Below are 25,100 nucleotides of genomic sequence, written 5' to 3'. Positions count from 1 at the left end.
TTTATTCAGGGACAGTCATGCGAGTCGTATCTCGGATGCGCGCGGCGGCGCCCGGCCGCGCGATTGTAGCGGGTTTAGCCATTCTCGCAGGTTGTGCACTTGCCGGCTGCGGGCAACGCGGTTCGCTCTATTTGCCAACCGTGCCGCCGCTACCGGCCAAGCCGATCGATCGCACGCAACCGCCGTCGCCGGATACAGTGAAATCCGGCACAGCAACTCCTTCCCCGATGGGTGAGGTGCCGGATACTTCTGGCGCGCCGCTCTCGTTGTCGCCGGAAAGCGAACTCGCCGCGCCGCCCGCGTCCGCCGCATCGGCTGCTACGCCTGCGCAACCTGCCTCCGCCGCCACTCCCGCTCAATAAGACTTTCGCATGACTCGATCCGCATTTGACTACGTCGACGGCGTGTTGCACGCCGAGGGCGTGTCCGCCGCCTCACTCGCCGAACAGTTCGGCACGCCGCTGTACGTCTATTCGCGCGCCGCGCTCACCGAAGCGTGGAATGCCTATGCAAGCGCTTGCGCCGGCCGCCGTGCAACTGTGCACGTCGCCGTCAAGGCCAATAGCAATCTCGCGGTGCTGAACGTGTTCGCGCGCCTTGGCGCGGGCTTCGACATCGTGTCGGGCGGTGAGCTGGCGCGCGTGCTGGCCGCCGGTGGCAAAGCGGAAAACACCGTGTTTTCCGGCGTCGGCAAGCATGCGGACGAGATGCGTCAGGCGCTCGCGGCCGGCGTCAAATGCTTCAACGTCGAATCGATTCCCGAGCTCGACCGCCTGAATGCGGTTGCCGCGGAAATGGGCAAAAAGGCTCCCGTCTCGCTGCGCGTGAATCCGGACGTCGACGCGAAAACGCATCCGTATATTTCTACCGGCCTGAAGTCGAACAAGTTCGGCGTCGCGTTCGAAGATGCACGCGCGACGTATCGCGCCGCCGCGGCGATGACGCATCTCGACGTGGTCGGCATCGACTGCCATATCGGCTCGCAGATCACTGAAGTCGCGCCTTATCTGGACGCAGTCGACAAGGTTCTCGAACTGGTCGATCAGATCGAACAGGACGGCGTGAAAATTCGCCACATCGACGTAGGTGGCGGTCTCGGCATCACGTACGACGACGAAACGCCGCCGGAAATCGGCGACTTCGTACGCACCGTGCTGGATCGCATCGAGGCGTGCGGTCATGGGCATCGTGAAGTGTATTTCGAGCCGGGCCGTTCGCTGGTCGGTAATGCCGGTGTACTGCTCACGCGCGTCGAGTTTCTGAAGCCTGGCGCGGAAAAGAACTTCGCCATCGTCGATGCGGCGATGACCGATCTCGCGCGCCCTGCGATGTACGAGGCGTATCACGCGATCGAGGCTGTCGTTAAGCGCGACGTGCCCGCCCACGTGTACGACGTGGTCGGCCCGGTTTGCGAAAGCGGCGATTGGCTGGGTCGTGAGCGTCTGCTGGCGGTCGAACCGGGCGATCTGCTGGCGATTCGCTCGGCTGGCGCCTATGGCTTTGTGATGAGCTCGAACTACAACACCCGTCCGCGCGCGGCCGAGGTGATGGTTGATGGTACACAAGCGTATGTGGTCCGCGCTCGTGAAGAGGTGAAGCAGCTGTTTGCGGGCGAGACGATCTTGCCGGCGTAAACGTCAGAGCTTAGAACCCTTCGATAAAAAAGGCGATGCCACTGCAGCATCGCCTTTTTCATTTGCGCATCGTACCTCGTGATCAGCGAGCCTTTACCGTCCGCTCGCGCAGCCAGACGAGCAGGCGCCATCCCAGCAATGCGACCATAATCGCGCCGTAGATCTTCGGCAAGATCAGGTCGTGCTTGCCCGCCTTCATCCACCAGAAATGCAGGATCGCGAGGCCGCCGATCGCATAGATCGCGCGATGCAACGTCTGCCAGCGGCGTCCAAGTTTGCGAACCATCGCGCGCGGCGACGTAACGGCCAACGCGATCAGCAGCACGAACGCCGCGAAACCCACGGTGATGAACGGCCGCTTGCCGATGTCCTTGAGAATCGCGGCGACATCGAACCACTTGTCGAACCACAGGTACGTGGTGAAGTGCAGCGTCGCGTAGAAGAATGCATACAGACCCAACATCCGGCGGAACCTGCCCAATGCAGTGATGCCGGTCAATCGACGCAACGGCGTCACCGCCAACGTGATGCAAAGAAAGACAAGCGTCCACAGGCCCGTCGAGCGCGTGATGAACTCGATCGGATTCGCGCCCAGCCGATCGGTCATGCCGAACAGCACGATGCGCGCGAGCGGATACCACGCCGCGACAAACACCAGGATTTTCGCGGGCACGATCCAGCGCGCGCCGCTTGCGGGCCGCTTTGTTGTCGCTGACGCCGGCGCTTTGGCACGCGGCGTAGTGCGCGGGGTTTCGGTAACCGGTTGCGTGTCGGAGGAAGCCATGATTACGCCGCTCAAAAATTCTTCTTCAGGTCCATGCCCTGATACAGCGACGCGACCTGATCACCGTAGCCATTGAACATCAGCGTCTTACGCTTGGGTGTGAAGAAACCATCTTCGCCGATGCGCCGCTCGGTGGCCTGACTCCAGCGCGGGTGATCGACGTTCGGATTCACGTTCGAATAGAAACCGTATTCGTTCGAAGCATACGTGTTCCAGCTGGTCGGGGGCTGCTTGTCGAGGAAGCGGATCTTCACCAGCGACTTCGCACTTTTGAAGCCGTACTTCCACGGCACCACCACGCGGATCGGCGCGCCGTTCTGATTCGGCAACACCTGGCCGTAGAGACCCATCGTCAGGAACGTCAGCGGGTTCATTGCTTCGTCCATCCGCAGACCTTCGGTGTACGGCCAGTCGAGTACCGGCGTCGACAGGCCGGGCATTTGCGACGGATCGGCAAGCGTGATGAATTGCACGTATTTGGCGTTGCCGGTCGGCTGCACGCGCTTGATCAACTCCGCGAGCGGCACGCCGATCCACGGAATCACCATCGACCAGCCCTCGACACAACGCAACCGGTACACGCGCTCCTCGAGCGGCGCGAGCTTCAGCAATTCGTCGATGTCGTACACCTTCGGATTCTTGATTTCGCCCTCGACGCTCACCTTCCACGGGTGCGGACGCAACGTACCGGCGTTGTGCGCGGGGTCCGCCTTGTCGGTGCCGAACTCGTAGTAGTTGTTGTACGTGGTGATGTCCTTGTACGGCGTGATCTTGTCCAGCGCGACGAACTTCGGGTTGGTTTTCGCCGCGAGCTTCTGCGCCTTCGGATCCGGCGAGGAATACGCGGCCAGCGCCTCGCCGTTCACGCCGATCAGACTGCCGAGCGCCAATGCACCCGCGGCCTGCAATACGCGCCGCCGGTTCTCGAAGACATGCTGAGGCGTGATTTCGCTGCGTGCGATGTCATCGCCGACGAGTTGAGTTCTGTCGCTTCGCTTGATCCACATCGTGCTGCTCCTTGCCGGCCCATCGAGTTGTCTATCTTACGGGGCCATATTGATGATCGGCTCGTTTAGCCACTCGCCCAGCCATCCTTGGGTACTGCTCTAGCAAACACATTGGATGCAGCGAATATTCCGCCGGGCATAAAAAAACCGCCGGTGCAAAACACGCGGCGGTTTTTAGTCGGCTCAGAACGGCAGATCTTACAGCTTGCCGTAGCTATGCAGCCCCGACAGGAACATGTTGACGCCGAGGAACGCGAAGGTCGTCACCAGCAGGCCGGTCAGAGCCCACCATGCCGCCACCGCACCGCGCAGGCCCTTCATCAGACGCATATGCAGCCAGGCCGCGTAGTTCAGCCACACGATCAGCGCCCACGTTTCCTTCGGGTCCCAGCTCCAGTAACCGCCCCATGCTTCCGCGGCCCACAGCGCCCCGAGAATCGTCGCGATCGTGAAGAACGCGAAGCCGACGGCGATCGACTTGTACATCAGGTCGTCGAGCACGTCGAGCGGCGGCAGGCGGTCTGCCAGCACACCGCGTTCTTTCGCCAGATACGCGACGCCGACCATGGCCGACAGCGCGAAGCTGCCATAGCCGATGAAGTTAGCCGGCACGTGGATCTTCATCCACCAGCTCTGCAGCGCCGGCACGAGCGGCTGGATCTGCTGGGCGTCACGCGCGACCGAGTACCACATCAGGAAGCCGACTGCCGCGCTGATCACCAGCAGCACGAATGCGCCGAGCGCACGCGTGTTGTAGTGCTGCTCGTAGTACAGATAGAACAGCGCGGTGATCAGGCTGAACAGCACGAACACTTCGTACAGGTTCGAGATTGGAATATGGCCGACGTCCGCGCCGATCAGGTACGACTCGTACCAGCGCACCATCAGGCCGACGAAGCCCATTACCACCGCAGCCCACGTCATTTTCGAACCGATCGCGGCGCCGGTCGGTGAACGCGACAGCAGGCCGATCCAGTAGAAGACGGTGGCGAAGACGAAAAGCGCGCTCATCCACAGAATCGCGGACTGGCTCGACAGGAAATATTTGAGGAAGAACGCGTTATCCGCGCGCGTCAGATCGCCGTGATAGATCTGGATTGCCAGCAGCGACAGCGCGGCGATGCCCACCATCAGCGGACGCACCGGCTTCCAGCGCCAGCCGAGTACCACGAACACCGGCACCGCCAGGCACAGCACCAGCTTGTCGTAGTAATTCATGAACGGGTGATAGCGCGACAGCGCAAACCCCGCGCCCGCGACCATCACGACGGCGAACAGCCAGTCGACGACGCCGAGCCGTTTCAGGAACGGCCGATCGTCATACTGAGCAACGTTGAGTGCCTCGTTCGCGAACGACTTCTGCGGCCGCGAGGCTGAAGAGGAGGATGAGGAAACCTGAGTCAAGTCCATGATCTTACCGGGTCGAATCTTGTGAGCGTGCGGACGGCGCGCCGGCTGGGCCGGGTTTGTCGGAGGCGCCGGCGGCGTCGGATGCTTCAGTGAGTTTGGCGCCCAACGCGGCGCCGACAGCGTCGCGCGTTTGAACGAACTCCTTTTCGAAATCGAGCGTTTTGCGCGCGCTCGACATCGCCATCACGACATTCGTGCCGTGATCGGTATCTTTAAGCCAGAACCAGAGGCGCCGTTCGCGGACGTAGAACATCGAAAAGATGCCCAACACGAGGAGCAGGCTGCCAAGATACACGACTTTTTTGCCCGGCGCGCGCGTCAACTGAAATACCGAAGCTTGCACCTGCTTGAATGAGTCAAGCTGTAAATAGACCGGCGAACCATACAAAAAGCTGTCGGATATCGCGTTGATCGAGCTCTGGACGAAGCGGCTGGCGTCCGCATTGGGCTGCGCATCCGGCTCGCCCAGCTGCTCACGCGACAGTTGCCACAGGTCCCACGTGGCGCCTTCCAGCATGCGCAGCAGCAGGCCAGCGGCTTTTTCCTGCTCGCCCTTCGGGACCGAATGGTCGATGAACCCGGCAACCGCCTGGAAGCCGCCAACCGTCTGGCCGTTCGGCATCTTGATGCTGTTGTCCGCACCGGCAAACAGGGTCAGGACGCGCAATGCACTTTCCTCCAGGTGCTGTTGCAGTTCGGTATTCGAGCCCGGCACCGAGCGCAACGCGAAGCGGTGAGCGGCGGCCGCACGCATGGCCGGATTTTCAAGCGTGGCGCGCAGGTTCATCCATTCCTTGACGGTCCCACCGGTGTCGGCGGGAATCCGCAGGTAGCGGAACGGGTCGTCCGGATTCAGGCGCATGCCGGCGAGGAACATCTTTTCGCCCGCCACGTCCACTGGGAGCATGTAGTTGTTGTACTCGCGCGCCTGGCCGTCCTTGTCGCGCACCTTGTACTGAACCGACGGACCAACGTTATGCAGATCGAGCGGCTTCGAGCTCTTGGCGCCGGAGCCGAGACGCTCGTCGAACGCTTCTTTCAACGACCGATGCGCGGCGACGCCACGAGCGTCGTTCTGGCCGCTGCCATTGGAGACGTTTTCGACGTTGATCGCGCGGAAGTCGGTGAATTCGACGGTTTGGCCGTCAGCCAGCGGCGAGGCCGTGCCCAACGGTGCGTTGCCACCGATCGCGCCCCCGAACGGCGCGGTCTTCGCGCTCGCACCGGACATCGGATACGCGGTCATCTGCATCTGCGAGCCGCCGTCCTGGAAGCTCGACTGGTAGATCGACACGCCGTCGTAGGTGAACGGTTTGTTCACTTCGACGCGCGCCGGCACGCGTGCGCCCGTCTTGTGGTCGACCACGACGATGTCGCTCGCGAACAGCTTCGGCATACCCGTCGAGTAGTAATCGACGATGAACTTGTTCAGCTCGATCGAGAACGGCAGGTCCTGGATCAGCGAGCCGTCCGGCTGGTTAAGAATCGCCGTCGACACGTGCTGCCCCTCCGGCACCCACGCATAGCCGCGGAAAGTCGGGTTCGATTGCGACAGGCGATGTTCCGGCGGGATGTCGTTGATCACCGTGTTGGCGCGGATCGGCGACTTGTCGAACAGCCACATTTGCAGCTTGATCGGCAGATTGCTGTCGAGCAGGCCGCCCAGACAGATCACCACGATCGCAATGTGCGCGGATATGTAGCCGAACTTGGTCAGCGCGCCGCGCTTCGCGGCGATCAGCGTCGCGCCGTCCGACTCGCGTGTGACGAACTTGTAGCCAAGCTTGGCCGAGAGTCTGGCGAGCACCGCAGAGGTCTGCGCGCGCGTGCCATGCACCGCGAACTCGCCCTTATGATGGAACGCGCGCAGGCTGCCTTCGCGGACCTTGTCCTTCCAGCTCTTCGCGTCGGCGAGCATCTTCGGTGCATTGCGGATCACGCACAGCGACACCGACACCATCAGGAAGCCGAGAATCAGCATGAACCACCACGAGCTGTACACCGTGTACAGGCTCAGCGAGCGGAAGATGTCCGCCCAGAACGGGCCGAACTGATTGACGTAGTTGGGATAGGGATCGTCCTGCGTGAGAACGGTGCCGATGATGCTGGCGATCGACAGAATCACGAGCAGCGCAATCGCGAAACGCATCGAACTCAATACCTCGATGATGCTGCGCGTGATGCGATTGCCCGACTTCGACTGCAAACCCGACGTGGTGACGCTCATTCATACTCCGACTGAACAGCAAAAAAGGGTGAAGGGCTGTCGTAGACACGACGCCCTCACCCTTTTCTTGTTTTGTACCGGCCTCGCCGGGCCGGTTGCTTGCGTGCGGACTTCTTAGTGCAAGCCCGCGATGTAATCGGCTACAGCCTTGATCTCGCTGTCCGACAGACGCGATGCAATAGCGTGCATCGCCTCATTGTTGTTACGTGCGCCCGGACCCTGCGTGAACGCGGTCAACTGCGCCACTGTGTATTCGGCCCACTGGCCCGACAGACGCGGATACTGCGACGGAATCCCCTGACCGGTCGGCCCGTGGCAGCTTGCGCACGCCGGTACTCCCTTGTCCGCAATACCGCCACGGTAAATCTTCTGACCGAGCGGGACGGTGTCCTTGTTATGCGCGTAGCCTGGCTTCGGGGTCTGCGTCGAAAAATAAGCAGCCACGTTGACCACGTCCTGATCGGACAGCGCCGCGGCCATGCCCGCCATGATCGCATTGTTGCGCGCGGGCTGCTTGGCGCCGGGCTGCGTCTTGAAATCCATCAGTTGCTTGACGAGATATTCGGGATGCTGACCTGCCAACTTTGGATACGCACCGCCAGCACTGTTGCCGTCTGCACCGTGACATGTCGCGCAAACCTGCACTGCGATTGCCTGCCCCCGATTGACGTCCGGCTTTGCCGGATCTGCTGCTCGTGCCTGAATTGCCAAACCTGAAAGACCTGCCGCTACATGAAGCACCATCAGAGTCTTGCACAGTCGATTCATTCGCACACCCTGTCTCGTCTTGTGGGATTTTAGAGGTTTTGCAAGATACGACAGCGACTGAGTTGACCACAAAGAGCCGCCAAGGCACGCGGGCTGGCCCCCTCAGGTTTTCAGTAAACCATCGTATTGTACAATAACTCGCTAATCGCTAAGACGCCAGTCGGGCTTGACCCGTCCCCACTCCGGGTTCCCCGGCGTCTCGAATACCGGCCTGATCATGTCCTTCCTGCTCCACCAATCCCGCTTTTTCACGACCGTCAATCACTTGCGTGATCTGCCGGCCACCGCGCAACCCGAGATCTGCTTTGCGGGACGCTCGAATGCGGGCAAGTCCACGGCCATCAATATTCTGTGCAATCAGAAGCGTCTGGCGTTCGCCAGTAAGACGCCTGGCCGCACCCAGCACATCAATTATTTCTCGGTGGGCAAGGAAGATGAGCCGACTGCGCATCTGGTCGACCTGCCGGGCTACGGTTATGCGGAAGTGCCGGGTGCAGCCAAGGCCCACTGGGAAGCGCTGCTCTCCACTTACCTGCAATCGCGCTCGCAATTGCGCGGCATGATCCTGATGATGGATTCGCGCCGCCCGTTGACGGATCTGGACCGGCGGATGATCGAGTGGTTCGCGCCGACCGGCAAGCCGATCCACACGCTGCTGACGAAGTGCGACAAATTGACGCGTCAGGAAAGCGTCAACGCCTTGCGCGCGACGCAGAAGGGTCTGGCCGAATATCGCGCCGCCGGCTATCAGGGCGAACTGACCGCACAGCTGTTCTCGGCGCTCAAGCGCGTCGGCATCGACGAAGCGCATGAACTGATCGAAAGCTGGCTGATCCCCGAGGCGAAGGGCGAAACAGACGCGCCGCAGTAATCGCGCGGGGCGTAGGAACCCAGGCAAAAAACGCCATTCCGGCCGCCCATAAAAAAACCCGCCGCTTTAACGGCGGGTCAAACAGCCTAATCGAAAAAACGACAGGCACCCGCTCAGGGAGGAGAAGCGGGGAGGTCAGCGCAGGGCGCCTTGCTCGATCGGTATGATATACCATTGTCTCGAAAAGTTTCCGGGAGCGGAGGCACGCGTTACTCGTCCACTCCACACATCCACGTTTCTTCGATTCGGTTATGAGCTTCTTTCCGCACTACCGTCCGCGCCGCATGCGCCGTGACGACTTCTCGCGCCGCCTGATGCGAGAAAACATCCTCACCACCAACGATCTGATCTACCCCGTGTTTATCGTCGAAGGCACCAACGTGCGGCAAGCCGTACCGTCAATGCCTGGCGTCGAGCGTGTGTCGGTGGATCTGCTGATGGGCGTGGCTGAGCAATGCGTCGAGCTGGGCGTGCCGGTACTGGCGCTCTTTCCGGCCATCGCCCCTTCCTTGAAGACGCCTGATGGCCGCGAGGCGACCAACCCGGCCGGCCTGATTCCGCGCGCGGTTCGCGAACTGAAAAAGAATTTTCCCGACCTCGGCGTGCTGACCGACGTCGCGCTCGATCCGTACACGAGCCATGGCCAGGACGGCGTTCTGGACGAAGCTGGCTACGTGATCAACGACGAGACCGTCGAGATCCTCGTGGAACAGGCGCGTGTGCAAGCTGAAGCGGGCGTCGATATCGTTGCTCCCTCGGACATGATGGACGGACGCATTGGCGCGATCCGCGAAATGCTCGAGAGCGAAGGACATATCCACACGCGCATCATGGCTTATGCAGCCAAGTTCGCGTCGGCGTTTTACGGCCCGTTCCGCGATGCCGTCGGTTCCGCGACGAACCTCGGCAAGGGCAACAAGATGACCTACCAGATGGACCCGGCCAACTCGGATGAAGCGCTGCGCGAAGTGCAGGCGGACATCGAAGAAGGCGCGGACATGGTAATGGTCAAGCCGGGCATGCCGTATCTGGACATCGTGCGACGCGTGAAGGACGAGTTCAAGTTCCCGACCTACGTGTATCAGGTCAGCGGCGAATACGCGATGCTGAAGGCGGCCGCGCAAAATGGCTGGCTCGATCACGACAAGGCGATGATGGAATCGCTGCTGGCGTTCAAGCGGGCAGGCGCAGATGGCGTGCTGACCTACTTCGCGCTGGATGCCGCGCGGATTTTGCGCTCACAGAAGTGATTTGACGTGTCGCTTCGCCGGCGGCGCTAGTCTTCTGAAGGCGCCAAAAAAAACGGAGGCCGACTTTTTAAGTCGTGCCTCCGTTTTTTATGCGTGTTCTGGCGCGCGTTTTTAGGGCGCGTTGGCGCGGGGTTCTTTGCGCGCTCGGACAGGCGAGCTGCTTTGGGTTACGCCCCGGGCGCACTCGCGCGATCGAGGGTGCGCAAAAACTTGTCCGCGGACTCGTAGCCGACGACGCGCAGCACTTCCTTGCCGCCCTGGTCGAAGAAGATGATGCCCGGCGGGCCGAACAGGCTGAAGCGCTTGAGCAGCATCTGATCGTCGGCGTTGTTCGCGGTGACGTCAGCGCGCAGCAGGTTCATCTGCTTCAACTTAGCCTGAACGCGCGGATCGCTGAACGTGAATTTCTCCATCTCTTTGCAACTCACGCACCAGTCTGCGTAAAAATCGAGCATAGCGGGCTGCGCAGCCGTTTTGACGGCCTCGTCGAGTTCGGTCGAGGAACGAACCGAAGCGAACGTCAGATCGCTCTGTGACGCTGCATTGGGCTTGTTAGAGACATTTGCCACGCTGGCGTCCCCGCCGCCACGCCCGGCCAGAACCGCTAGCGGACGCAGAGGATCGGACGAGCCCGCAGCGAGGCCGACCAGCAGCACTGCGGCCCAGATTGCCAGCGCTGCGCCAATACCACGGCCGAGCCGACGCCACACCGAAGCGCCCGCGACTGGGGCCGAGAAAAGACCGAGCCCGGCGGCGGCGATCAGCAGCCACAACGCGCTCAACAGCATGGTCACCGTCGCACCGAGCACCGGCCAGACGATCCACAGGGCCGCCGCAAGCAGCACCACGCCGAAAAACACCTTGACGCCGTCCATCCACGCGCCGGCGCGCGGCAGCAAGGTACCGGCGCCAAGGCCGATGATCATAAGCGGCACGCCGAGGCCAAGTCCCATCGAGAACAGCGCAGCGCCGCCGAGCAACGCGTCACCCGTATGCGCGATGAATGCCAGCACGGCGAAAAGCGGCGCCGTCATGCAGGCTCCGACCACCAGCGCGGAAAGAGCGCCCATTACTGCAACAGCGGCAAACTTGCCGCCGGAACGCCCGGTCGACGCGCGTGACACGCCGTCCTGCCAGCGCTGCGGCAACGCGATGTCGAAGCCCGCGATTAGCGTCAAGGCGAAAACGGTCAGCAATACGCCGAACGTACCGAGTACCCACGGGTTCTGCAGCCACGCACCAAGACTCTGCCCGACGAGCGCTGCCGCAATGCCAAGCGCCGTGTACACGAGCGCCATGCCAATCACGTAGGCCAGCGACAAAGCAAAACCTCGGGCACGCGTCACCCGCGCGCCTTCGCCGATGATGATTGCCGACAGGATCGGGATCATTGGATAGGAGCACGGCAGCAGGCTGAGCACGGCGCCGGCCACGAAATAGAGCCCGATGATCGCGAAGAAGCCACCGCCTTGCAGCAGCGATTGCGCATAGTCGGCGCTGGTGGCGCGCTCATACCACGGCGCACTGGCCGCCGCGGATTGCTGCGTGGCGGCGGTAGCCGCCGCACTGCCGGCGGGCTGCAAAGCCTCGCCGCTCACGTGGTATACGCGCTCCATTGGCGGATAGCAGATGCCTGCATCGGCACAGCCCTGAGACGTGACGGCCAGGTCGAACGGCCCTTGGGCCTGTTTTACCGGGATACGGATCGTCAGCTCATTGCGATACGTCTCGACGTTCTTGTTGAAGGTCTGATCGAACTTGACATGACCGGCCGGCAATTGGGGCTCGCCAATCGTCGTCGTGCCGTTGCGAGTCACGAACGCGAAGCGCTCACGGTACATGTAGTAACCGTCCGCGATCTTGTATGTGACGTCGACTTCGCCTGGCTTCTCGGTTGCGCTGAATTTGAAGGCAACGGCGGGATCAAGAAAGTCGTCCGCAGCGCGGGCAAGCGTGCTGAACTGCGCAAAGACCAGGCAGCCGAGCAGGAAGAAGACTGCGCGCAACGCGTGGCGCGCACGTCGATTGAGACCGTTAAACATGGAGGGGACGTTGGGTTTCAGCAGTGATCCATTGGCCGTACGCGGCCGATGCCGTGGCTTGCCACGAGAGGATTTCCGGCGTGTCGTAGGGGTGGTGCGCCTGAATGTACTGCTCGAGCTCGAGCGCGCGTGCCGCGCTGGTCTTGAAAAGCAACTGGATCTCCTGCGCCGTTTCGACCGCGCCCTGCCAGTGATAGCTGGACTGCACCGTGCCCAACTGCGTGACACAGGCGCATAGCCGCGAAGCCAATGCATCCGTGGCGAGCTTCTGAGCAACGGCGGCATCCGGTACCGTGGTCAGAATCAAGGTCACATTCAAGCTCACGCTCACGAAGGCTCCAGACACGCACAATTCAAGTGCCAATATCGTATCACCTAGCCTTGCGGAGCCGCAGACGCCCACGCAACAAGCATGCGGCATTTAGCCGCCGCGATCGACATGCCACAGTGAAACTCGCCGCAATAAACAAAAAAGCCAGGCTTGGCGCCTGGCTTTTTCTTCGATGCTAAAAAGCTTACTCAGCTTCTTGCACTTCAACTTCTTCGACTTCCGGACGGTCCAGCAATTCGACCAGTGCCATCGGTGCGTTGTCGCCGACGCGGAAACCGAACTTCAGGACGCGCAGGTAGCCGCCCGGACGGGTAGCGTAACGCGGGCCGAGAACTTCGAACAGCTTCGTGACCGAGTCACGATCGCGCAGGCGGTTGAACGCCAGACGACGATTTGCCAGCGACGGCTTCTTGCCGAGCGTGATCAGCGGCTCGACGACTTTACGGAGTTCTTTCGCCTTCGGCAGCGTCGTCTTGATGACTTCGTGCTCGATCAACGAGTTGGACATGTTACGGAGCATTGCCAGACGGTGGCTGCTCGTGCGGTTCAGTTTCCGCAAACCATGACGGTGACGCATGTTAATTCCTTTGATTCAAAGTTTTGGTCCAGCTCTTCTATCGCGCTCGGTCTACCCTCGGTTTCCCAACGGTGACGAGTGCACGGGCCGGTAGTGAAAAAAGACAAGACGCGGATTTTAAAGGAAAATCCGCGTCTTTGCCAGTGCAGCGGCGGGTCTTATCCCGAGACTACTACTCGACTTACTTGTCCAAACCTGCCGGCGGCCAGTTTTCGAGTTTCATGCCGAGCGTCAAACCACGCGACGCCAGTACTTCCTTGATTTCGTTCAACGACTTGCGACCCAGATTCGGGGTCTTGAGCAACTCGTTTTCCGTGCGCTGGATCAAATCGCCGATGTAGTAAATGTTCTCGGCCTTCAGGCAGTTCGCGGAACGAACTGTCAGTTCGAGATCATCAACCGGACGCAGCAGGATCGGATCGATCTGCGGCGCACGCGACGGCGCTTCCGCCGTTGCTTCGGTGCCTTCCAGTGCAGCGAACACCGACAGCTGATCAACCAGAATACGCGCCGATTGACGGATCGCTTCTTCCGGCGAGATCACACCGTTGGTTTCGATGTTCATCACGAGCTTGTCGAGGTCGGTGCGCTGTTCGACGCGCGCGCTTTCAACGGCGTAGCTCACGCGGCGAACCGGCGAGAACGACGCATCCAGCACGATACGGCCGATGATCTTGGCCGACTCTTCGCCGTAACGACGCACATTGCCCGGCACATAACCACGGCCCTTTTCGACCTTGATCTGCACGTCGAGCTTACCGCCCTTCGACAAATGCGCAATCACGTGATCCGGGTTGATCACTTCGCAATCGTGCGCGAGTTCGATGTCGCCAGCGGTGACAACGCCTTCGCCTTCCTTGCGCAGCGTAACCGTCACTTCGTCACGGTTATGCAGCTTGAACACCACGCCCTTCAGGTTCAACAACAGGTTGACCACATCCTCTTGCACACCGTCGAGCGTCGAATACTCATGTACGACGCCTGCGATCGTCACTTCGGTCGGCGCGTAGCCGATCATTGACGACAGCAGCACGCGCCGAAGCGCGTTACCCAAGGTGTGGCCGTAACCGCGTTCAAACGGTTCCATGACCACTTTCGCGTGGCTCTCACCAAGCGATTCAACAGCGATGATCTTGGGCTTCAACAAACTGGTTTGCATAGGTTTTCCTTTTCAATACCCTCGGCTCGTTACACCGATAAGGCTGACCGGTAACAACCTGAAAATAAACAGCCGAGACGCCCCCTTGCGCAACGCAATCGGGGTGCCCCGGCCGTTAATCCGATTACCGCGAATACAATTCGACGATCAGGCTTTCGTTGATATCGCCAGCGATGTCGCTGCGTTCCGGCTTCTGCTTGAACGTACCTTCGAATTTCTTCGAATCGACAGCGACCCAGCTCGGCAGACCGCCTTGCTCGGCCAGCGACAGCGCTTCGAGAATACGCGCCTGCTTCTTCTTTTGTTCGCGCACTGCGACGACGTCGCCTGCCTTCACTTGCATCGACGGGATGTTCGACACCACGCCATTCACCGTGATCGCCTTGTGGCTCACGAGCTGACGCGCTTCAGCGCGCGTCGAGCCGAAACCCATGCGATACACGACGTTATCGAGACGCGATTCGAGCAATTGCAGCAGGTTTTCACCCGTGTTGCCCTTCAGGCGGTCGGCTTCAGCGAAGTAACGGCGGAATTGACGCTCAAGGACGCCGTAGATGCGCTTCACTTTTTGCTTTTCGCGCAGCTGCGTGCCGTAGTCGGACGTACGTGCACCCGACGTGCGGCCGTGTTGGCCGGGCTTGCTGTCAAGCTTGCACTTGTCAGCGAGCGAACGACGGGCGCTCTTCAGGAAGAGGTCAGTGCCTTCACGGCGGGACAGCTTGGCCTTAGGGCCGATATAACGTGCCACGTTGATTCCTTCTATGATTGATCACACGAATGCATGCACTCGCGCTAGTCCGAACCCTTTGGGTCGAACGGTGGGCTTAGTCAATTCAATAGCGCAAGCAGCCTGTGGTCGCCGGCTTGAACACCGGCGGCAACAGGCGCTAGCGAAAACAGCGTCTTAGATACGACGACGCTTCGGCGGACGGCAGCCGTTGTGCGGGACCGGGGTCACGTCGGAGATCGCGGTGATCTTGATGCCAAGACCATGCAACGCGCGCACCGCCGATTCGCGGCCAGGACCGGGGCCCTTGATACGCACTTCGAGGTTCTTCACGCCGTATTCCATCGCCACGCGGCCAGCCGATTCGGCTGCCACCTGGGCTGCAAACGGGGTCGATTTACGCGAACCCTTGAAGCCCTGACCACCCGACGTTGCCCAAGCAAGTGCATTGCCTTGACGATCGGTGATCGTGATGATGGTGTTGTTGAACGACGCGTGAACGTGAACCACGCCCTCGGCGACGTTCTTCTTGACCTTCTTGCGAACGCGTTGCGCCGCGGAGTTGTTCGAAGCCTTAGCCATTACGTTTTCCTGTAACTGTCAGTTCCGCTTACTTCTTCAGCGATTGCGCTGCACGACGCGGACCCTTGCGCGTACGGGCATTCGTACGCGTGCGTTGGCCACGCAGGGGCAAGCCCTTGCGATGACGCACGCCACGGTAGCAGCCGAGATCCATCAGGCGCTTAATGTTCATCGTCGTTTCACGGCGCAGATCGCCTTCAACGATGAACTTGCCGACTTCTTCACGCAGCTTTTCGAGGTCTGCGTCGTTCAGGTCCTTGACCTTCTTCGAAAATGCCACACCAGCAGCGACGCAAATGTCGCGCGAGCGCGTGCGGCCTACACCGTAAATTGCCGTCAGGCCGATTTCGGTATGCTGGTGATTCGGGATGTTAACCCCTGCGATACGAGCCATTGTTTTTCCTCAAACAAAAAGCGCAGCAAAAAGCGCGGCGTTCAGCCTTGACGCTGTTTGTGGCGCGGATCAGAGCTGCAAATCACGCGCACAACGCCTTTGCGCTTGATGATCTTGCAATTGCGGCAAATGCGCTTAACCGATGCCATCACTTTCATGATATTACCCTTTTTTCAAATCACTTCGCCCGGAACACGATCCGCGCACGCGACAGATCGTAAGGCGTCAATTCAACCGTTACCTTGTCGCCCGGCAAGATTCGGATGTAGTGCATCCGCATCTTGCCGGATATGTGTCCCAATACGACATGGCCGTTTTCCAGCTTCACCCTAAAGGTAGCGTTAGGCAGGTTTTCGATGACTTCACCCTGCATCTGGATAACATCGTCTTTGGCCATAAGTCCTTTCAACGCATCGGGACGCCGCCGCCTTTGAAATTAGCTTTCTTCAGCAGCGATTCATACTGTTGCGACATAACGTACGACTGCACCTGCGCCATGAAATCCATTGTGACGACGACAATGATCAGCAGCGACGTTCCACCAAAATAAAACGGCACGTTCCAGCGCAGTACCAAAAATTCAGGCAGCAGACAAACAAACACGATGTAGATCGCACCAGCCAGCGTCAGACGCGTCAGGATACGGTCGATGTATCGCGCCGTTTGATCGCCCGGGCGGATGCCTGGGACGAAAGCGCCACTCTTTTTCAGGTTGTCGGCCGTTTCTCTGCTGTTGAACACCAGTGCGGTGTAGAAGAAGCAGAAGAAGACGATCGCCAACGCGTACAGCAACACGTACACGGGTTGGCCGGGCTTAAGGGCTTCGGCCACATTGTGCAACGTGTCTGCGAACCAGCTGGTACGCGACCCCGAACTAAACCAGTTCAGGATGGTTGCCGGGAAGAGAATGATCGACGATGCAAAGATCGGCGGAATCACGCCCGACATATTCAACTTCAGCGGCAGATGTGAAGACTGTCCGCCGTAAATCTTGTTACCGACCTGCCGCTTGGCGTAATTCACAAGAATCTTGCGCTGGCCGCGTTCGATGAACACCACCAGATACGTCACACCGGCAATCAGCGCGACCACGATAATCGCCGAGATGATGCTCATCGAGCCAGTTCGCACCAGTTCGAAAAGACCACCGATTGCGTTCGGGAAACCCGCCGCAATACCGCCGAAAATGATGATCGAGATACCGTTACCAAGCCCACGTTCCGTGATCTGCTCACCTAGCCACATCAGGAACATCGTGCCGGTCACCAGCGTCACGACCGTCGTCAGCCGAAATACCATTCCCGGATCGATCACCAGGCCTGGCTGATTTTCCAGTGCGACGGCGATGCCGAACGCCTGGAACGTCGCCAGCAGGACCGTAAAGATACGCGTGTACTGCGTAATCTTCCGTTGACCCGCCTGCCCTTCCTTTTTCAGCGCTTCCAGCTGCGGCGAGACAATCGCCAGCAGCTGCATGATGATCGACGCCGAAATGTACGGCATGATCCCCAGCGCAAAAATCGTGAACCGCGAAAGTGCACCACCCGAGAACATGTTGAACATGCCAAGGATGCCGCCCGACTGGCTTTGGAACAACTTTGCCAGCTGGTCCGGGTCAATACCCGGCACCGGAATGTGCGCGCCGATACGGTAGACGATCAACGCCAGCAGCAGGAACACTGCACGCCGACGCAGATCGCCAAACTTCGCCGCGCTGCGACCGGGTTTTGCGAGACTCGGACTGTTAGCCAAGTACCTTCTCCGATGCAAATGCTAGTGACGGCAAATAACTTGCTCGTTACTCGGCAAAAGAGCCGCCGGCTGCTTCAATAGCAGCGCGCGCACCCTTCGTCGCACCCAGACCCTTCACAACGATCTTGCGCGTAAGCTCGCCCGTCGCGATGATCTTGGCGCTCTTGATCAGCTCGCCGAGCAGACCGGCTTGCTTCAGAGCCAACAGATCGATTTCGTCGACCGGCAGCTTTTCCAGATCAGAGAGACGCACTTCACCGACAAATTCCTTCGTCAGCGAGGTGAAGCCACGCTTCGGCAGGCGACGTTGCAGCGGCATTTGACCGCCTTCGAAGCCAACCTTGTGAAAGCCGCCCGAGCGCGACTTCTGACCCTTGTGACCACGGCCAGCCGTCTTACCCAGACCGGAGCCGATACCACGGCCGACGCGACGCTTAGCGTGCTTCGAACCTTCAGCCGGCTTCAGGTTATTCAATTCCATTATCAACTCCTTGAGTCCTGGTCAGCCGCTTAGCTGATGACCTTAACGAGGTACGAAACCTTGTTGATCATGCCGCGCACAGCCGGCGTGTCCTGCAACTCGCTAACCGAGTTGAGTCGGCGCAGGCCCAAGCCACGCACCGTTGCACGGTGCGTTTCACGGGTGCCGATCAGGCTCTTGACGAGCTGGACCTTGACAGTTTTATCAGACATGGTGTCCACCTTAGCCCAGAATATCTTCGACGGACTTGCCGCGCTTCGCCGCGATATCACCCGGCGTCGACTGCTTACGCAGACCGTCGAGCGTTGCACGAACGAGGTTGTACGGGTTCGTCGAACCGTGGCTCTTGGCCACAACGTTCTGCACGCCCATCACGTCGAACACTGCGCGCATCGGGCCGCCAGCGATCACACCGGTACCATCCTTCGCCGGAGCGAGGAGAACCATCGATGCGCCGTGCTTACCGTGCACTTCGTGTTGCAGGGTACCGTTCTTAAGCGGCACCTTGAACATGTTGCGGCGAGCCTGTTCCATCGCCTTCTGAACAGCGACCGGCACTTCCTTCGCCTTGCCCTTGCCCATACCGACGCGGCCATCACCGTCGCCAACCACGGTCAGTGCGGCAAAACCGAGAATCCGGCCGCCCTTCACAACCTTGGTCACGCGGTTGACCGAAATCATCTTTTCGCGCAGGCCGTCGTCGCGTTCGTCAGCCTGAACTTTCGCTTGCATCTTTGCCATGACGAATTCTTCCCTTAGAACTTGAGTCCGGCTTCGCGCGCCGCATCAGCCAGCGCTTTCACGCGGCCGTGGTAACGGAAACCCGAACGGTCGAAGGCGACGGATTCGATGCCGGCAGCCTTAGCCTTTTCTGCAATGCGCTTACCGATCAGGGTCGCAGCGGCGACGTTGCCGCCCTTGCCAGTCTGATCAGCCAGTTGCGCACGCACTTCGGCTTCGAGCGTCGACGCGCTGGCGAGCACCTTGGTGCCGCACGGCGAGAACACTTGCGCATAGATGTGCGTGTTCGTGCGATGCACGGCGAGACGCGCGACCTGCAGCTCAGCGATCTTGATACGCGTCTGACGAGCGCGGCGCAGGCGAGATTGAGTCTTATCCATGATTGCGCACCCTTACTTCTTCTTCGTTTCTTTGAGGATCACAACCTCGTTGGCGTAACGCACACCCTTGCCCTTGTAGGGCTCCGGCGGGCGATAGCCGCGCACTTCTGCAGCGACTTGGCCAACTTGTTGCTTATTGATCCCCTTGATCACGATTTCGGTTTGCGTCGGGGTTTCAGCCTTCACGCCTTCCGGCATCTGGTGCACCACGGGGTGCGAGAAACCCAGCGACAGGTTCAGCTTGTCGCCTTGCGCCTGTGCGCGGTAACCGACGCCAACCAGCGTCAGCTTGCGCTCGAAACCCTTCGTCACGCCGTTCACCATGTTCGCAACCAGTGCGCGCATCGTGCCCGACATCGCATTCGCTTCGCGGCTTTCGTCCACCGGCTCGAACTTCAGCGTGCCGTTGTCGTTCACCACCTTCACGAGGCTGTTTGCAGCCTGCGAAATCGTACCCAGCGGGCCCTTGACGGTAATGCGTTCGTCGCTCAGGGCCACTTCTGCGCCTTGCAGCGCGATCGGGCTTTTACCTACTCGAGACATGTTTCTCTCCTTTCGGCCTTAAGCGACGTAGCAGATGACTTCGCCGCCAACGCCCGTTGCACGCGCCTTGCGGTCCGTCATCACGCCCTTCGGCGTCGACACGATTGCCACGCCGAGGCCATTCATGACCACGGGGATGTCGTTACGGCCGCGGTACACACGCAGACCAGGCTTCGAAACGCGTTCAATGCGCTCGATCACCGGACGGCCAGCGTAGTACTTCAACACGATGTTCAATTCAGACTTCGCACCTTCGGACTTCACTGCGAAATCATCGATATAGCCTTCGTCCTTCAGGACCTGCGCAATCGCAACCTTGACTTTCGACGAGGGCATTGTCACCGAAACTTTCTCAACCATCTGCGCATTGCGGATGCGAGTCAGCATATCGGCGATAGGATCACTCATGCTCATTTACGTTTCTCCTATTACCAGCTCGCCTTGGTCAGGCCAGGGATCTCGCCGCGGAACGCGATTTCGCGAATCTTGTTACGCGCCAGCCCGAATTTACGGAACGTGCCACGCGGGCGACCGGTAATTGCGCAACGATTGCGCTTACGGGTCGGGTTAGAGTTGCGCGGCAGTTGTTGCAGTTCCAGACGTGCTGCGTAATGCTCTTCGTCCGACTTGCTCATATCGCCGATAATCGCTTTCAGCTCAGCACGCTTGGGAGCGTACTTAGCGGCCAGGCGAGCACGCTTCTTTTCACGTTCGATCAGTGCCAGTTTAGCCACGGTAACCTCAGTTTCTGAACGGGAACTTGAAGCTGGCGAGCAGAGCCTTTGCTTCGTCGTCGGTCTTCGCAGTTGTCGTGATGCTGATGTTCAGCCCACGCAGTGCGTCGATCTTGTCGTAGTCGATTTCGGGGAAAATGATCTGCTCTTTCACACCGATGTTGTAGTTGCCGCGACCATCGAACGCACGACCCGACACGCCACGGAAGTCGCGCACACGGGGGAGCGCAACCGTCACGAAACGGTCCAGAAATTCGTACATTGCCTGACCACGCAACGTGACCATTGCACCGATCGGATAGCCCTGACGGATCTTGAAGCCAGCGATTGCCTTGCGTGCCTTCGTGATCACCGGCTTCTGGCCTGCGATCTTCGTCAGGTCGCCAACGGCGTTTTCGATGATCTTCTTGTCAGCAACCGCTTCGCCAAGGCCCATGTTCAGGGTGATCTTGGTGATGCGCGGCACTTCCATCACGGACTTGTAACCGAACTTCTCGATGAGGCCGGGTACAACCTTCTCTTTGTAAAACTCTTGCAAACGAGCCATTTTTTTACTCCGCAGCGTCAGGCGCTCAGCACGGCACCGGTCGTCTTAAGGAAACGGACTTTCTTGTCTCCCTCGACCTTGATGCCTACACGCGACGCCTTGCCATTCGCGTCGACCAATGCGACGTTCGAAATTTGCAGCGGCATCGTCTTGGCTTCCACGCCACCCGTCGTACCCTTCATCGGGTTCGGCTTGACGTGCTTCTTGACGAGGTTGATGCCCTCGACAATTACCTTGTCTTCGCCAACGGACAGCACGACGCCGCGCTTGCCTTTATCTTTGCCGGTGATGACGATAACTTCGTCACCTTTGCGAATCTTGTTCATCTCGACTCCTTACAGCACTTCAGGTGCCAACGAAACGATCTTCATGAATCGTTCGCTGCGCAACTCGCGCGTAACAGGCCCGAAAATACGGGTGCCAATAGGTTCGAGCTTGGCATTCAACAGCACTGCAGCATTGCCATCGAACTTGATCAGCGAGCCGTCCTGACGGCGCACGCCCTTGGCGGTGCGAACCACCACGGCGTTGTAAATTTCGCCTTTCTTCACGCGCCCGCGCGGCGTTGCTTCTTTGACGGTCACCTTGATGATGTCGCCAATGCTGGCATAACGACGCTTCGAGCCGCCGAGAACCTTGATGCACATGACTTCACGCGCACCGGTGTTGTCGGCCACTTCAAGCCGAGTTTCGGTCTGGATCATGGTTTATCTATCCCAACTTAATCCGGTCACACCACCATGGCGTACCCGGTCAGTCTTGGTCCCGTCAGCCAATCGGCTGCTTGGGTATGAACAGCAGCGACGGCAAACGAAACCCGCCATCGCAATCCGGTGAATCCTTCGGAACAGACTGGCGCCTGAACCGCTTCCCCCACCAACTTCGCCCGCGACGGGGCTCCCATAAAAGAGGGAAGACCGAGATTATAACAAATAATCTCGGTCTTGCAAGCGAAACTTACTGCGATTTCAACTACTTCTACAACTTGCGGCGTCAGATGACGCGAGCAGCCTCAACCAGGCGAGCCACAACCCAGGCTTTCGTCTTCGAAATCGGACGCGTTTCCTGGATTTCAACGAGGTCACCCTCGTTGTACGTGTTTGCATCGTCGTGCGCGTGGTACTTCTTCGAACGCACAACGTACTTGCCGTAGATCGGGTGCTTCACGCGGTGCTCAACCAACACGGTGACCGTCTTGTCCATCTTGTTGCTGACGACCTTGCCGACCAGCGTCCGCTTGAGCGAGGTTTTTACGCTATCGTTCATTTCTGGTTCGCCTTCTCAGTCAGGACGGTCCGCACACGTGCGATGTCGCGACGAACCTTCTTCAGCTGGCTCGTGTTCGTGAGCTGCTGGGTCGCGAGTTGCATGCGCAGGCCGAATTGCGCCTTCAACAGGTCCGACAGCTCCTTGTTGAGCGCGGCCTGATCTTTCTGGTGAAGTTCGGAAGCCTTCATCATTTGCTCCTTAGGCGCCGAGCTGACGCACGATAAACGTCGTCTTAAGCGGCAGCTTAGCTGCAGCCAGACGGAACGCTTCGCGTGCCAGCTCTTCGGTTACGCCGTCCATTTCGTACAGCATCTTGCCCGGTTGAATCTCTGCGACGTAGTACTCAGGGTTACCTTTACCGTTACCCATACGTACTTCAGCCGGCTTGTGCGAGATCGGCTTGTCCGGGAAGATGCGGATCCAGATACGGCCACCACGCTTGATGTGACGCGTCATTGCACGACGTGCCGCTTCAATCTGGCGCGCGGTCAAACGACCACGACCGATAGCCTTCAGGCCGAACTCACCGAACGACACCGCGTTGCCGCGGGTAGCGATACCGGTGTTACGACCCTTCTGCTCTTTGCGATACTTTCTGCGTTTCGGTTGCAGCATCGTTATTCTCCAGTCTTCCCGTCGCCGCCGGCACCGCCAGCACGACGAGGAGCGCCACGGCGTGCACCTGCCGGGCCACCACCTTCACCATCACGACGCGGACGGCGATCGCCACCCGGACGTGCGTTGCGGCGCGGACGCTTTTCTTCGGCGACTTCTTCAACCACCGGTGCGTCGTTGCGGCCGAGCGTGTCGCCCTTGTAGACCCACACCTTCACGCCGATGATGCCGTACGTCGTCTTCGCTTCCGAAGTTGCGTAGTCGATATCAGCACGCAGCGTATGAAGGGGCACGCGACCTTCGCGATACCATTCCGTACGAGCGATTTCGATACCGTTCAGGCGGCCTGCGCTCATGATCTTGATGCCTTGAGCACCCAGACGCATTGCGTTTTGCATTGCACGCTTCATCGCGCGGCGGAACATAATCCGACGCTCGAGTTGTTGCGTGATCGAATCAGCGATCAGTTGCGCATCGGTTTCCGGCTTGCGGATTTCTTCGATGTTGACGTGAACCGGGACGCCCATGCGCTTTTGCAGCTCGGACTTCAGCAGTTCAATGTCTTCACCCTTCTTACCGATCACGACACCCGGACGCGAGCTGAAAATCGTGATGCGTGCGTTCTTTGCAGGACGCTCGATCACAACGCGGCCGACGGACGCGTTCTTCAGCTTCTTCTTCAGGTATTCACGAACACCGATGTCTTCCTGCAACATCGCCGCGAAATTGTTGTTGTTCGCGTACCAACGCGACGCCCAATTGCGGCTGACGGCCAAACGGAAGCCAGTCGGATGAATTTTCTGTCCCATCGTATGACCCCTTAATTCCCGACCGTCACAGTGATGTGACAGGATTGCTTCTCGATGCGGTTACCACGGCCTTTAGCGCGCGCGGTAAAACGCTTGAGCGATGCAGCCTTGTCGACCATGATGCTCGTTACCTTGAGCTCGTCGATATCGGCGCCTTCGTTATGCTCCGCATTCGCGATCGCCGACAGCACGACCTTTTTCACGATTCCCGCAGCCTTCTTCGGCGAGAACGTCAGAACGTTCAGCGCCTTGTCGACCGGCAAACCGCGGATCTGGTCAGCCACAAGGCGCGTTTTCTGCGCCGAGATGCGGGCACCGCGATGAATTGCTTTCACTTCCATCATGAGCCCCTTATTTCTTAGCCTTCTTGTCGGCTGCGTGACCCTTGAACGTCCGGGTCAATGCAAACTCGCCAAGCTTGTGGCCGACCATGTTTTCCGAGATGTACACCGGGACGTGTTGACGGCCGTTGTGCACAGCAATCGTCAGACCGATGAAATCCGGCAGAATCGTAGAACGACGCGACCAGGTTTTGATCGGCTTCTTGTCACGCGCAGCGGCTGCCGACTCAACTTTCTTCAGCAAATGGGCGTCGCAGAACGGACCTTTTTTTACAGAACGTGCCATTGCCTACTCCTTAACGCTTGTGACGGCGCTGGACGATCATGCTCGTCGTGCGCTTGTTGCTGCGGGTGCGATAACCCTTAGCAGGCGTGCCCCACGGGCTCACCGGATCGCGACCTGCAGCCGTCTTGCCTTCACCACCGCCGTGCGGGTGATCGACCGGGTTCATTGCAACGCCACGCACCGTCGGGCGGATACCGCGCCAGCGATTCGCGCCAGCCTTACCGATTTGACGGAGGCTATGCTCTTCGTTGCCAACTTCACCAATCGTCGCGCGGCATTCAACGTGAACGCGGCGGATTTCACCCGAGCGCAGGCGGACCTGTGCGTAGATGCCTTCACGAGCCAGCAACATCGCCGACGTGCCAGCCGAACGCGCCATTTGCGCGCCCTTGCCCGGCAGCATTTCGATGCAGTGGATCGTCGTACCGACCGGAATGTTGCGGATCGGCAGCGTGTTACCTGCGCGGATCGGAGCTTCCGAACCCGACATCAGTTGCTGACCAACCGTCACACCCTTCGGAGCGATGATGTACTTGCGCTCGCCGTCTGCGTACAGAACCAGCGCGATGTTCGCGCTACGGTTCGGATCGTACTCAAGACGTTCGACCTTTGCCGGAATGCCGTCCTTGTTGCGACGGAAATCGACGACACGGTAGTGATGCTTGTGACCACCACCCTTATGACGCGTGGTGATGTGACCGTTGTTATTACGGCCGGCGGTCGTGGATTGCGAATCGAGCAGCGGTGCGAACGGCTTGCCCTTATGCAGATCCTTGTTGACCACCTTGACCATCGCACGGCGACCCGGCGAAGTCGGCTTAACTTTAACGATTGCCATG

The 25,100-nt window shown here is 59.5% G+C and carries 36 protein-coding genes; 4 read left to right on the top strand and 32 right to left on the bottom strand.

Annotation, left to right across the window (positions count from 1 at the left end; genetic code table 11):
- Positions 1-17: 17 nt before the first annotated feature.
- Both lptM and lysA read left to right on the top strand, forming a co-directional pair.
- Positions 18-362: an LPS translocon maturation chaperone LptM gene (gene lptM, locus R8871_RS32565; protein WP_175054092.1), complete on the top strand. Its 345-nt coding sequence runs from the start codon at positions 18-20 to the stop codon at positions 360-362.
- 9 nt (positions 363-371) lie between these two features.
- A complete protein-coding gene (gene lysA, locus R8871_RS32560) occupies positions 372-1,634 on the top strand; it encodes a diaminopimelate decarboxylase (protein ID WP_175054091.1) in 1,263 nt (420 codons plus the stop codon).
- Between the two features lie 82 nt (positions 1,635-1,716).
- Here lysA and msrQ read toward each other — a convergent pair whose 3' ends face one another.
- The 5 genes from msrQ to R8871_RS32535 form a co-directional block, all read right to left on the bottom strand.
- On the bottom strand, positions 1,717-2,418 hold the full coding sequence (msrQ, locus tag R8871_RS32555) for a protein-methionine-sulfoxide reductase heme-binding subunit MsrQ (protein WP_175054090.1): 702 nt from the start codon (positions 2,416-2,418) through the stop codon (positions 1,717-1,719).
- Between the two features lie 11 nt (positions 2,419-2,429).
- Positions 2,430-3,425, bottom strand: coding sequence for a protein-methionine-sulfoxide reductase catalytic subunit MsrP (gene msrP / locus R8871_RS32550; RefSeq protein WP_175054089.1), 996 nt, complete (start codon positions 3,423-3,425; stop codon positions 2,430-2,432).
- A gap of 198 nt (positions 3,426-3,623) precedes the next feature.
- Positions 3,624-4,835, bottom strand: a complete 1,212-nt coding sequence (gene ccsB, locus R8871_RS32545) for a c-type cytochrome biogenesis protein CcsB (RefSeq protein ID WP_175054088.1) — start codon at positions 4,833-4,835, stop codon at positions 3,624-3,626.
- 4 nt (positions 4,836-4,839) lie between these two features.
- Positions 4,840-7,062: a cytochrome c biogenesis protein ResB gene (locus R8871_RS32540; protein ID WP_175054087.1), complete on the bottom strand. Its 2,223-nt coding sequence runs from the start codon at positions 7,060-7,062 to the stop codon at positions 4,840-4,842.
- 114 nt (positions 7,063-7,176) lie between these two features.
- Positions 7,177-7,830 (bottom strand): c-type cytochrome, encoded by a 654-nt coding sequence (locus R8871_RS32535; protein ID WP_093643380.1) that lies wholly within the window; start codon positions 7,828-7,830, stop codon positions 7,177-7,179.
- Between the two features lie 217 nt (positions 7,831-8,047).
- Here R8871_RS32535 and yihA point away from each other — a divergent pair, with 217 nt between their 5' ends.
- Positions 8,048-8,701, top strand: a complete 654-nt coding sequence (gene yihA, locus R8871_RS32530; protein ID WP_175054086.1) for a ribosome biogenesis GTP-binding protein YihA/YsxC — start codon at positions 8,048-8,050, stop codon at positions 8,699-8,701.
- Between the two features lie 251 nt (positions 8,702-8,952).
- Positions 8,953-9,951, top strand: a complete 999-nt coding sequence (gene hemB, locus R8871_RS32525) for a porphobilinogen synthase (RefSeq protein ID WP_175054085.1) — start codon at positions 8,953-8,955, stop codon at positions 9,949-9,951.
- Positions 9,952-10,118: 167 nt separating this feature from the next.
- On the opposite strand, the gene dsbD is transcribed toward hemB, so the two are convergent.
- The 27 genes from dsbD to rplB all read right to left on the bottom strand — a co-directional run bounded on the left by dsbD (position 10,119) and on the right by rplB (position 25,099).
- The gene (dsbD, locus tag R8871_RS32520) at positions 10,119-11,993 is read right to left on the bottom strand and encodes a protein-disulfide reductase DsbD (RefSeq protein ID WP_175054084.1); all 1,875 of its coding nucleotides are present in this window, start codon (positions 11,991-11,993) and stop codon (positions 10,119-10,121) included.
- Positions 11,986-12,318 carry a divalent-cation tolerance protein CutA gene (cutA, locus tag R8871_RS32515; protein WP_407673241.1) on the bottom strand — a complete coding sequence of 111 codons (333 nt, stop codon included), beginning with the start codon at positions 12,316-12,318 and terminating at the stop codon, positions 11,986-11,988. The genes dsbD and cutA overlap by 8 nt, the downstream gene beginning before the upstream one ends.
- A 190-nt stretch (positions 12,319-12,508) precedes the next feature.
- A complete protein-coding gene (gene rplQ / locus R8871_RS32510) occupies positions 12,509-12,901 on the bottom strand; it encodes a 50S ribosomal protein L17 (RefSeq protein ID WP_006052227.1) in 393 nt (130 codons plus the stop codon).
- A 181-nt stretch (positions 12,902-13,082) separates the two neighbouring features.
- The gene (locus R8871_RS32505) at positions 13,083-14,060 is read right to left on the bottom strand and encodes a DNA-directed RNA polymerase subunit alpha (protein ID WP_006052226.1); all 978 of its coding nucleotides are present in this window, start codon (positions 14,058-14,060) and stop codon (positions 13,083-13,085) included.
- Positions 14,061-14,184: 124 nt separating this feature from the next.
- On the bottom strand, positions 14,185-14,808 hold the full coding sequence (rpsD, locus tag R8871_RS32500; RefSeq protein ID WP_007180123.1) for a 30S ribosomal protein S4: 624 nt from the start codon (positions 14,806-14,808) through the stop codon (positions 14,185-14,187).
- A gap of 156 nt (positions 14,809-14,964) precedes the next feature.
- On the bottom strand, positions 14,965-15,369 hold the full coding sequence (rpsK, locus tag R8871_RS32495; protein ID WP_006052224.1) for a 30S ribosomal protein S11: 405 nt from the start codon (positions 15,367-15,369) through the stop codon (positions 14,965-14,967).
- A 28-nt stretch (positions 15,370-15,397) separates the two neighbouring features.
- Entirely contained in the window at positions 15,398-15,763 is a 366-nt protein-coding gene (rpsM, locus tag R8871_RS32490) for a 30S ribosomal protein S13 (protein WP_012434566.1), read from the bottom strand.
- A gap of 41 nt (positions 15,764-15,804) precedes the next feature.
- Positions 15,805-15,921: a 50S ribosomal protein L36 gene (gene rpmJ, locus R8871_RS32485; protein WP_004199844.1), complete on the bottom strand. Its 117-nt coding sequence runs from the start codon at positions 15,919-15,921 to the stop codon at positions 15,805-15,807.
- A gap of 20 nt (positions 15,922-15,941) precedes the next feature.
- Positions 15,942-16,160, bottom strand: a complete 219-nt coding sequence (gene infA / locus R8871_RS32480) for a translation initiation factor IF-1 (RefSeq protein ID WP_004521905.1) — start codon at positions 16,158-16,160, stop codon at positions 15,942-15,944.
- Between the two features lie 8 nt (positions 16,161-16,168).
- Entirely contained in the window at positions 16,169-17,515 is a 1,347-nt protein-coding gene (secY, locus tag R8871_RS32475; RefSeq protein WP_063497536.1) for a preprotein translocase subunit SecY, read from the bottom strand.
- Between the two features lie 46 nt (positions 17,516-17,561).
- Entirely contained in the window at positions 17,562-17,996 is a 435-nt protein-coding gene (rplO, locus tag R8871_RS32470; RefSeq protein ID WP_175054083.1) for a 50S ribosomal protein L15, read from the bottom strand.
- A 29-nt stretch (positions 17,997-18,025) separates the two neighbouring features.
- A complete protein-coding gene (gene rpmD, locus R8871_RS32465) occupies positions 18,026-18,208 on the bottom strand; it encodes a 50S ribosomal protein L30 (RefSeq protein WP_007180126.1) in 183 nt (60 codons plus the stop codon).
- A 10-nt stretch (positions 18,209-18,218) separates the two neighbouring features.
- Entirely contained in the window at positions 18,219-18,737 is a 519-nt protein-coding gene (gene rpsE, locus R8871_RS32460; protein WP_006052219.1) for a 30S ribosomal protein S5, read from the bottom strand.
- Positions 18,738-18,751: 14 nt separating this feature from the next.
- The gene (gene rplR / locus R8871_RS32455; RefSeq protein ID WP_006052218.1) at positions 18,752-19,117 is read right to left on the bottom strand and encodes a 50S ribosomal protein L18; all 366 of its coding nucleotides are present in this window, start codon (positions 19,115-19,117) and stop codon (positions 18,752-18,754) included.
- Between the two features lie 12 nt (positions 19,118-19,129).
- Positions 19,130-19,660, bottom strand: a complete 531-nt coding sequence (rplF, locus tag R8871_RS32450) for a 50S ribosomal protein L6 (RefSeq protein WP_028199570.1) — start codon at positions 19,658-19,660, stop codon at positions 19,130-19,132.
- An 18-nt stretch (positions 19,661-19,678) separates the two neighbouring features.
- A complete protein-coding gene (gene rpsH, locus R8871_RS32445) occupies positions 19,679-20,074 on the bottom strand; it encodes a 30S ribosomal protein S8 (RefSeq protein ID WP_006052216.1) in 396 nt (131 codons plus the stop codon).
- A 14-nt stretch (positions 20,075-20,088) separates the two neighbouring features.
- Positions 20,089-20,394: a 30S ribosomal protein S14 gene (gene rpsN, locus R8871_RS32440; protein WP_006052215.1), complete on the bottom strand. Its 306-nt coding sequence runs from the start codon at positions 20,392-20,394 to the stop codon at positions 20,089-20,091.
- A gap of 7 nt (positions 20,395-20,401) precedes the next feature.
- Positions 20,402-20,941, bottom strand: coding sequence for a 50S ribosomal protein L5 (rplE, locus tag R8871_RS32435; RefSeq protein ID WP_006052214.1), 540 nt, complete (start codon positions 20,939-20,941; stop codon positions 20,402-20,404).
- Positions 20,942-20,958: 17 nt separating this feature from the next.
- Positions 20,959-21,267: a 50S ribosomal protein L24 gene (rplX, locus tag R8871_RS32430; protein WP_028199569.1), complete on the bottom strand. Its 309-nt coding sequence runs from the start codon at positions 21,265-21,267 to the stop codon at positions 20,959-20,961.
- A gap of 9 nt (positions 21,268-21,276) precedes the next feature.
- Positions 21,277-21,645 carry a 50S ribosomal protein L14 gene (gene rplN, locus R8871_RS32425; RefSeq protein ID WP_006052212.1) on the bottom strand — a complete coding sequence of 123 codons (369 nt, stop codon included), beginning with the start codon at positions 21,643-21,645 and terminating at the stop codon, positions 21,277-21,279.
- A 289-nt stretch (positions 21,646-21,934) separates the two neighbouring features.
- Positions 21,935-22,207, bottom strand: a complete 273-nt coding sequence (gene rpsQ, locus R8871_RS32420) for a 30S ribosomal protein S17 (protein ID WP_007180129.1) — start codon at positions 22,205-22,207, stop codon at positions 21,935-21,937.
- Positions 22,204-22,398: a 50S ribosomal protein L29 gene (rpmC, locus tag R8871_RS32415; protein ID WP_007180130.1), complete on the bottom strand. Its 195-nt coding sequence runs from the start codon at positions 22,396-22,398 to the stop codon at positions 22,204-22,206. Before rpmC ends, rpsQ begins: the two co-directional genes overlap by 4 nt.
- Before the next feature lie 10 nt (positions 22,399-22,408).
- A complete protein-coding gene (rplP, locus tag R8871_RS32410; RefSeq protein WP_007180131.1) occupies positions 22,409-22,825 on the bottom strand; it encodes a 50S ribosomal protein L16 in 417 nt (138 codons plus the stop codon).
- Between the two features lie 2 nt (positions 22,826-22,827).
- The gene (rpsC, locus tag R8871_RS32405; protein ID WP_012434570.1) at positions 22,828-23,634 is read right to left on the bottom strand and encodes a 30S ribosomal protein S3; all 807 of its coding nucleotides are present in this window, start codon (positions 23,632-23,634) and stop codon (positions 22,828-22,830) included.
- A gap of 11 nt (positions 23,635-23,645) precedes the next feature.
- Positions 23,646-23,978, bottom strand: a complete 333-nt coding sequence (rplV, locus tag R8871_RS32400; protein WP_197070230.1) for a 50S ribosomal protein L22 — start codon at positions 23,976-23,978, stop codon at positions 23,646-23,648.
- Between the two features lie 7 nt (positions 23,979-23,985).
- Positions 23,986-24,261: a 30S ribosomal protein S19 gene (rpsS, locus tag R8871_RS32395; RefSeq protein WP_054036552.1), complete on the bottom strand. Its 276-nt coding sequence runs from the start codon at positions 24,259-24,261 to the stop codon at positions 23,986-23,988.
- A 10-nt stretch (positions 24,262-24,271) separates the two neighbouring features.
- Positions 24,272-25,099 carry a 50S ribosomal protein L2 gene (gene rplB / locus R8871_RS32390; protein WP_063497538.1) on the bottom strand — a complete coding sequence of 276 codons (828 nt, stop codon included), beginning with the start codon at positions 25,097-25,099 and terminating at the stop codon, positions 24,272-24,274.
- Position 25,100: the final 1 nt, after the last annotated feature.

Source organism: Paraburkholderia sediminicola (assembly GCF_902859805.1).
Taxonomy (GTDB): Bacteria; Pseudomonadota; Gammaproteobacteria; order Burkholderiales; family Burkholderiaceae; genus Paraburkholderia; species Paraburkholderia sediminicola.
Note: the sequence above shows the minus strand (reverse complement) of the source record. Positions and strands in the feature narration are given on the sequence as shown.

Bases quoted from the DNA above. Each gene is read 5' to 3' on its own strand.
- dsbD (WP_175054084.1), bottom strand. From the start codon at position 11,993: ATGTTTAACGGTCTCAATCGACGTGCGCGCCACGCGTTGCGCGCAGTC.
- rplF (WP_028199570.1), bottom strand. From the start codon at position 19,660: ATGTCTCGAGTAGGTAAAAGCCCGATCGCGCTGCAAGGCGCAGAAGTG.
- rplB (WP_063497538.1), bottom strand. From the start codon at position 25,099: ATGGCAATCGTTAAAGTTAAGCCGACTTCGCCGGGTCGCCGTGCGATG.
- infA (WP_004521905.1), bottom strand. From the start codon at position 16,160: ATGGCCAAAGACGATGTTATCCAGATGCAGGGTGAAGTCATCGAAAAC.
- rplX (WP_028199569.1), bottom strand. From the start codon at position 21,267: ATGAACAAGATTCGCAAAGGTGACGAAGTTATCGTCATCACCGGCAAA.
- rpsK (WP_006052224.1), bottom strand. From the start codon at position 15,369: ATGGCTAAGGCTTCGAACAACTCCGCGGCGCAACGCGTTCGCAAGAAG.
- rplP (WP_007180131.1), bottom strand. From the start codon at position 22,825: ATGCTGCAACCGAAACGCAGAAAGTATCGCAAAGAGCAGAAGGGTCGT.
- rpmC (WP_007180130.1), bottom strand. From the start codon at position 22,398: ATGAAGGCTTCCGAACTTCACCAGAAAGATCAGGCCGCGCTCAACAAG.
- rplR (WP_006052218.1), bottom strand. From the start codon at position 19,117: ATGGATAAGACTCAATCTCGCCTGCGCCGCGCTCGTCAGACGCGTATC.
- lysA (WP_175054091.1), top strand. From the start codon at position 372: ATGACTCGATCCGCATTTGACTACGTCGACGGCGTGTTGCACGCCGAG.
- rplQ (WP_006052227.1), bottom strand. From the start codon at position 12,901: ATGCGTCACCGTCATGGTTTGCGGAAACTGAACCGCACGAGCAGCCAC.
- msrP (WP_175054089.1), bottom strand. From the start codon at position 3,425: ATGTGGATCAAGCGAAGCGACAGAACTCAACTCGTCGGCGATGACATC.
- rpsC (WP_012434570.1), bottom strand. From the start codon at position 23,634: ATGGGACAGAAAATTCATCCGACTGGCTTCCGTTTGGCCGTCAGCCGC.
- msrQ (WP_175054090.1), bottom strand. From the start codon at position 2,418: ATGGCTTCCTCCGACACGCAACCGGTTACCGAAACCCCGCGCACTACG.
- rpsQ (WP_007180129.1), bottom strand. From the start codon at position 22,207: ATGAACGATAGCGTAAAAACCTCGCTCAAGCGGACGCTGGTCGGCAAG.
- rpsH (WP_006052216.1), bottom strand. From the start codon at position 20,074: ATGAGCATGAGTGATCCTATCGCCGATATGCTGACTCGCATCCGCAAT.
- R8871_RS32540 (WP_175054087.1), bottom strand. From the start codon at position 7,062: ATGAGCGTCACCACGTCGGGTTTGCAGTCGAAGTCGGGCAATCGCATC.
- R8871_RS32505 (WP_006052226.1), bottom strand. From the start codon at position 14,060: ATGCAAACCAGTTTGTTGAAGCCCAAGATCATCGCTGTTGAATCGCTT.
- rplO (WP_175054083.1), bottom strand. From the start codon at position 17,996: ATGGAATTGAATAACCTGAAGCCGGCTGAAGGTTCGAAGCACGCTAAG.
- rplE (WP_006052214.1), bottom strand. From the start codon at position 20,941: ATGGCTCGTTTGCAAGAGTTTTACAAAGAGAAGGTTGTACCCGGCCTC.
- rplV (WP_197070230.1), bottom strand. From the start codon at position 23,978: ATGATGGAAGTGAAAGCAATTCATCGCGGTGCCCGCATCTCGGCGCAG.
- hemB (WP_175054085.1), top strand. From the start codon at position 8,953: ATGAGCTTCTTTCCGCACTACCGTCCGCGCCGCATGCGCCGTGACGAC.
- lptM (WP_175054092.1), top strand. From the start codon at position 18: ATGCGAGTCGTATCTCGGATGCGCGCGGCGGCGCCCGGCCGCGCGATT.
- rpsE (WP_006052219.1), bottom strand. From the start codon at position 18,737: ATGGCAAAGATGCAAGCGAAAGTTCAGGCTGACGAACGCGACGACGGC.
- rpsM (WP_012434566.1), bottom strand. From the start codon at position 15,763: ATGGCTCGTATCGCAGGGGTTAACATCCCGAATCACCAGCATACCGAA.
- rpmD (WP_007180126.1), bottom strand. From the start codon at position 18,208: ATGTCTGATAAAACTGTCAAGGTCCAGCTCGTCAAGAGCCTGATCGGC.
- R8871_RS32535 (WP_093643380.1), bottom strand. From the start codon at position 7,830: ATGAATCGACTGTGCAAGACTCTGATGGTGCTTCATGTAGCGGCAGGT.
- rpsS (WP_054036552.1), bottom strand. From the start codon at position 24,261: ATGGCACGTTCTGTAAAAAAAGGTCCGTTCTGCGACGCCCATTTGCTG.
- rplN (WP_006052212.1), bottom strand. From the start codon at position 21,645: ATGATCCAGACCGAAACTCGGCTTGAAGTGGCCGACAACACCGGTGCG.
- rpmJ (WP_004199844.1), bottom strand. From the start codon at position 15,921: ATGAAAGTGATGGCATCGGTTAAGCGCATTTGCCGCAATTGCAAGATC.
- ccsB (WP_175054088.1), bottom strand. From the start codon at position 4,835: ATGGACTTGACTCAGGTTTCCTCATCCTCCTCTTCAGCCTCGCGGCCG.
- yihA (WP_175054086.1), top strand. From the start codon at position 8,048: ATGTCCTTCCTGCTCCACCAATCCCGCTTTTTCACGACCGTCAATCAC.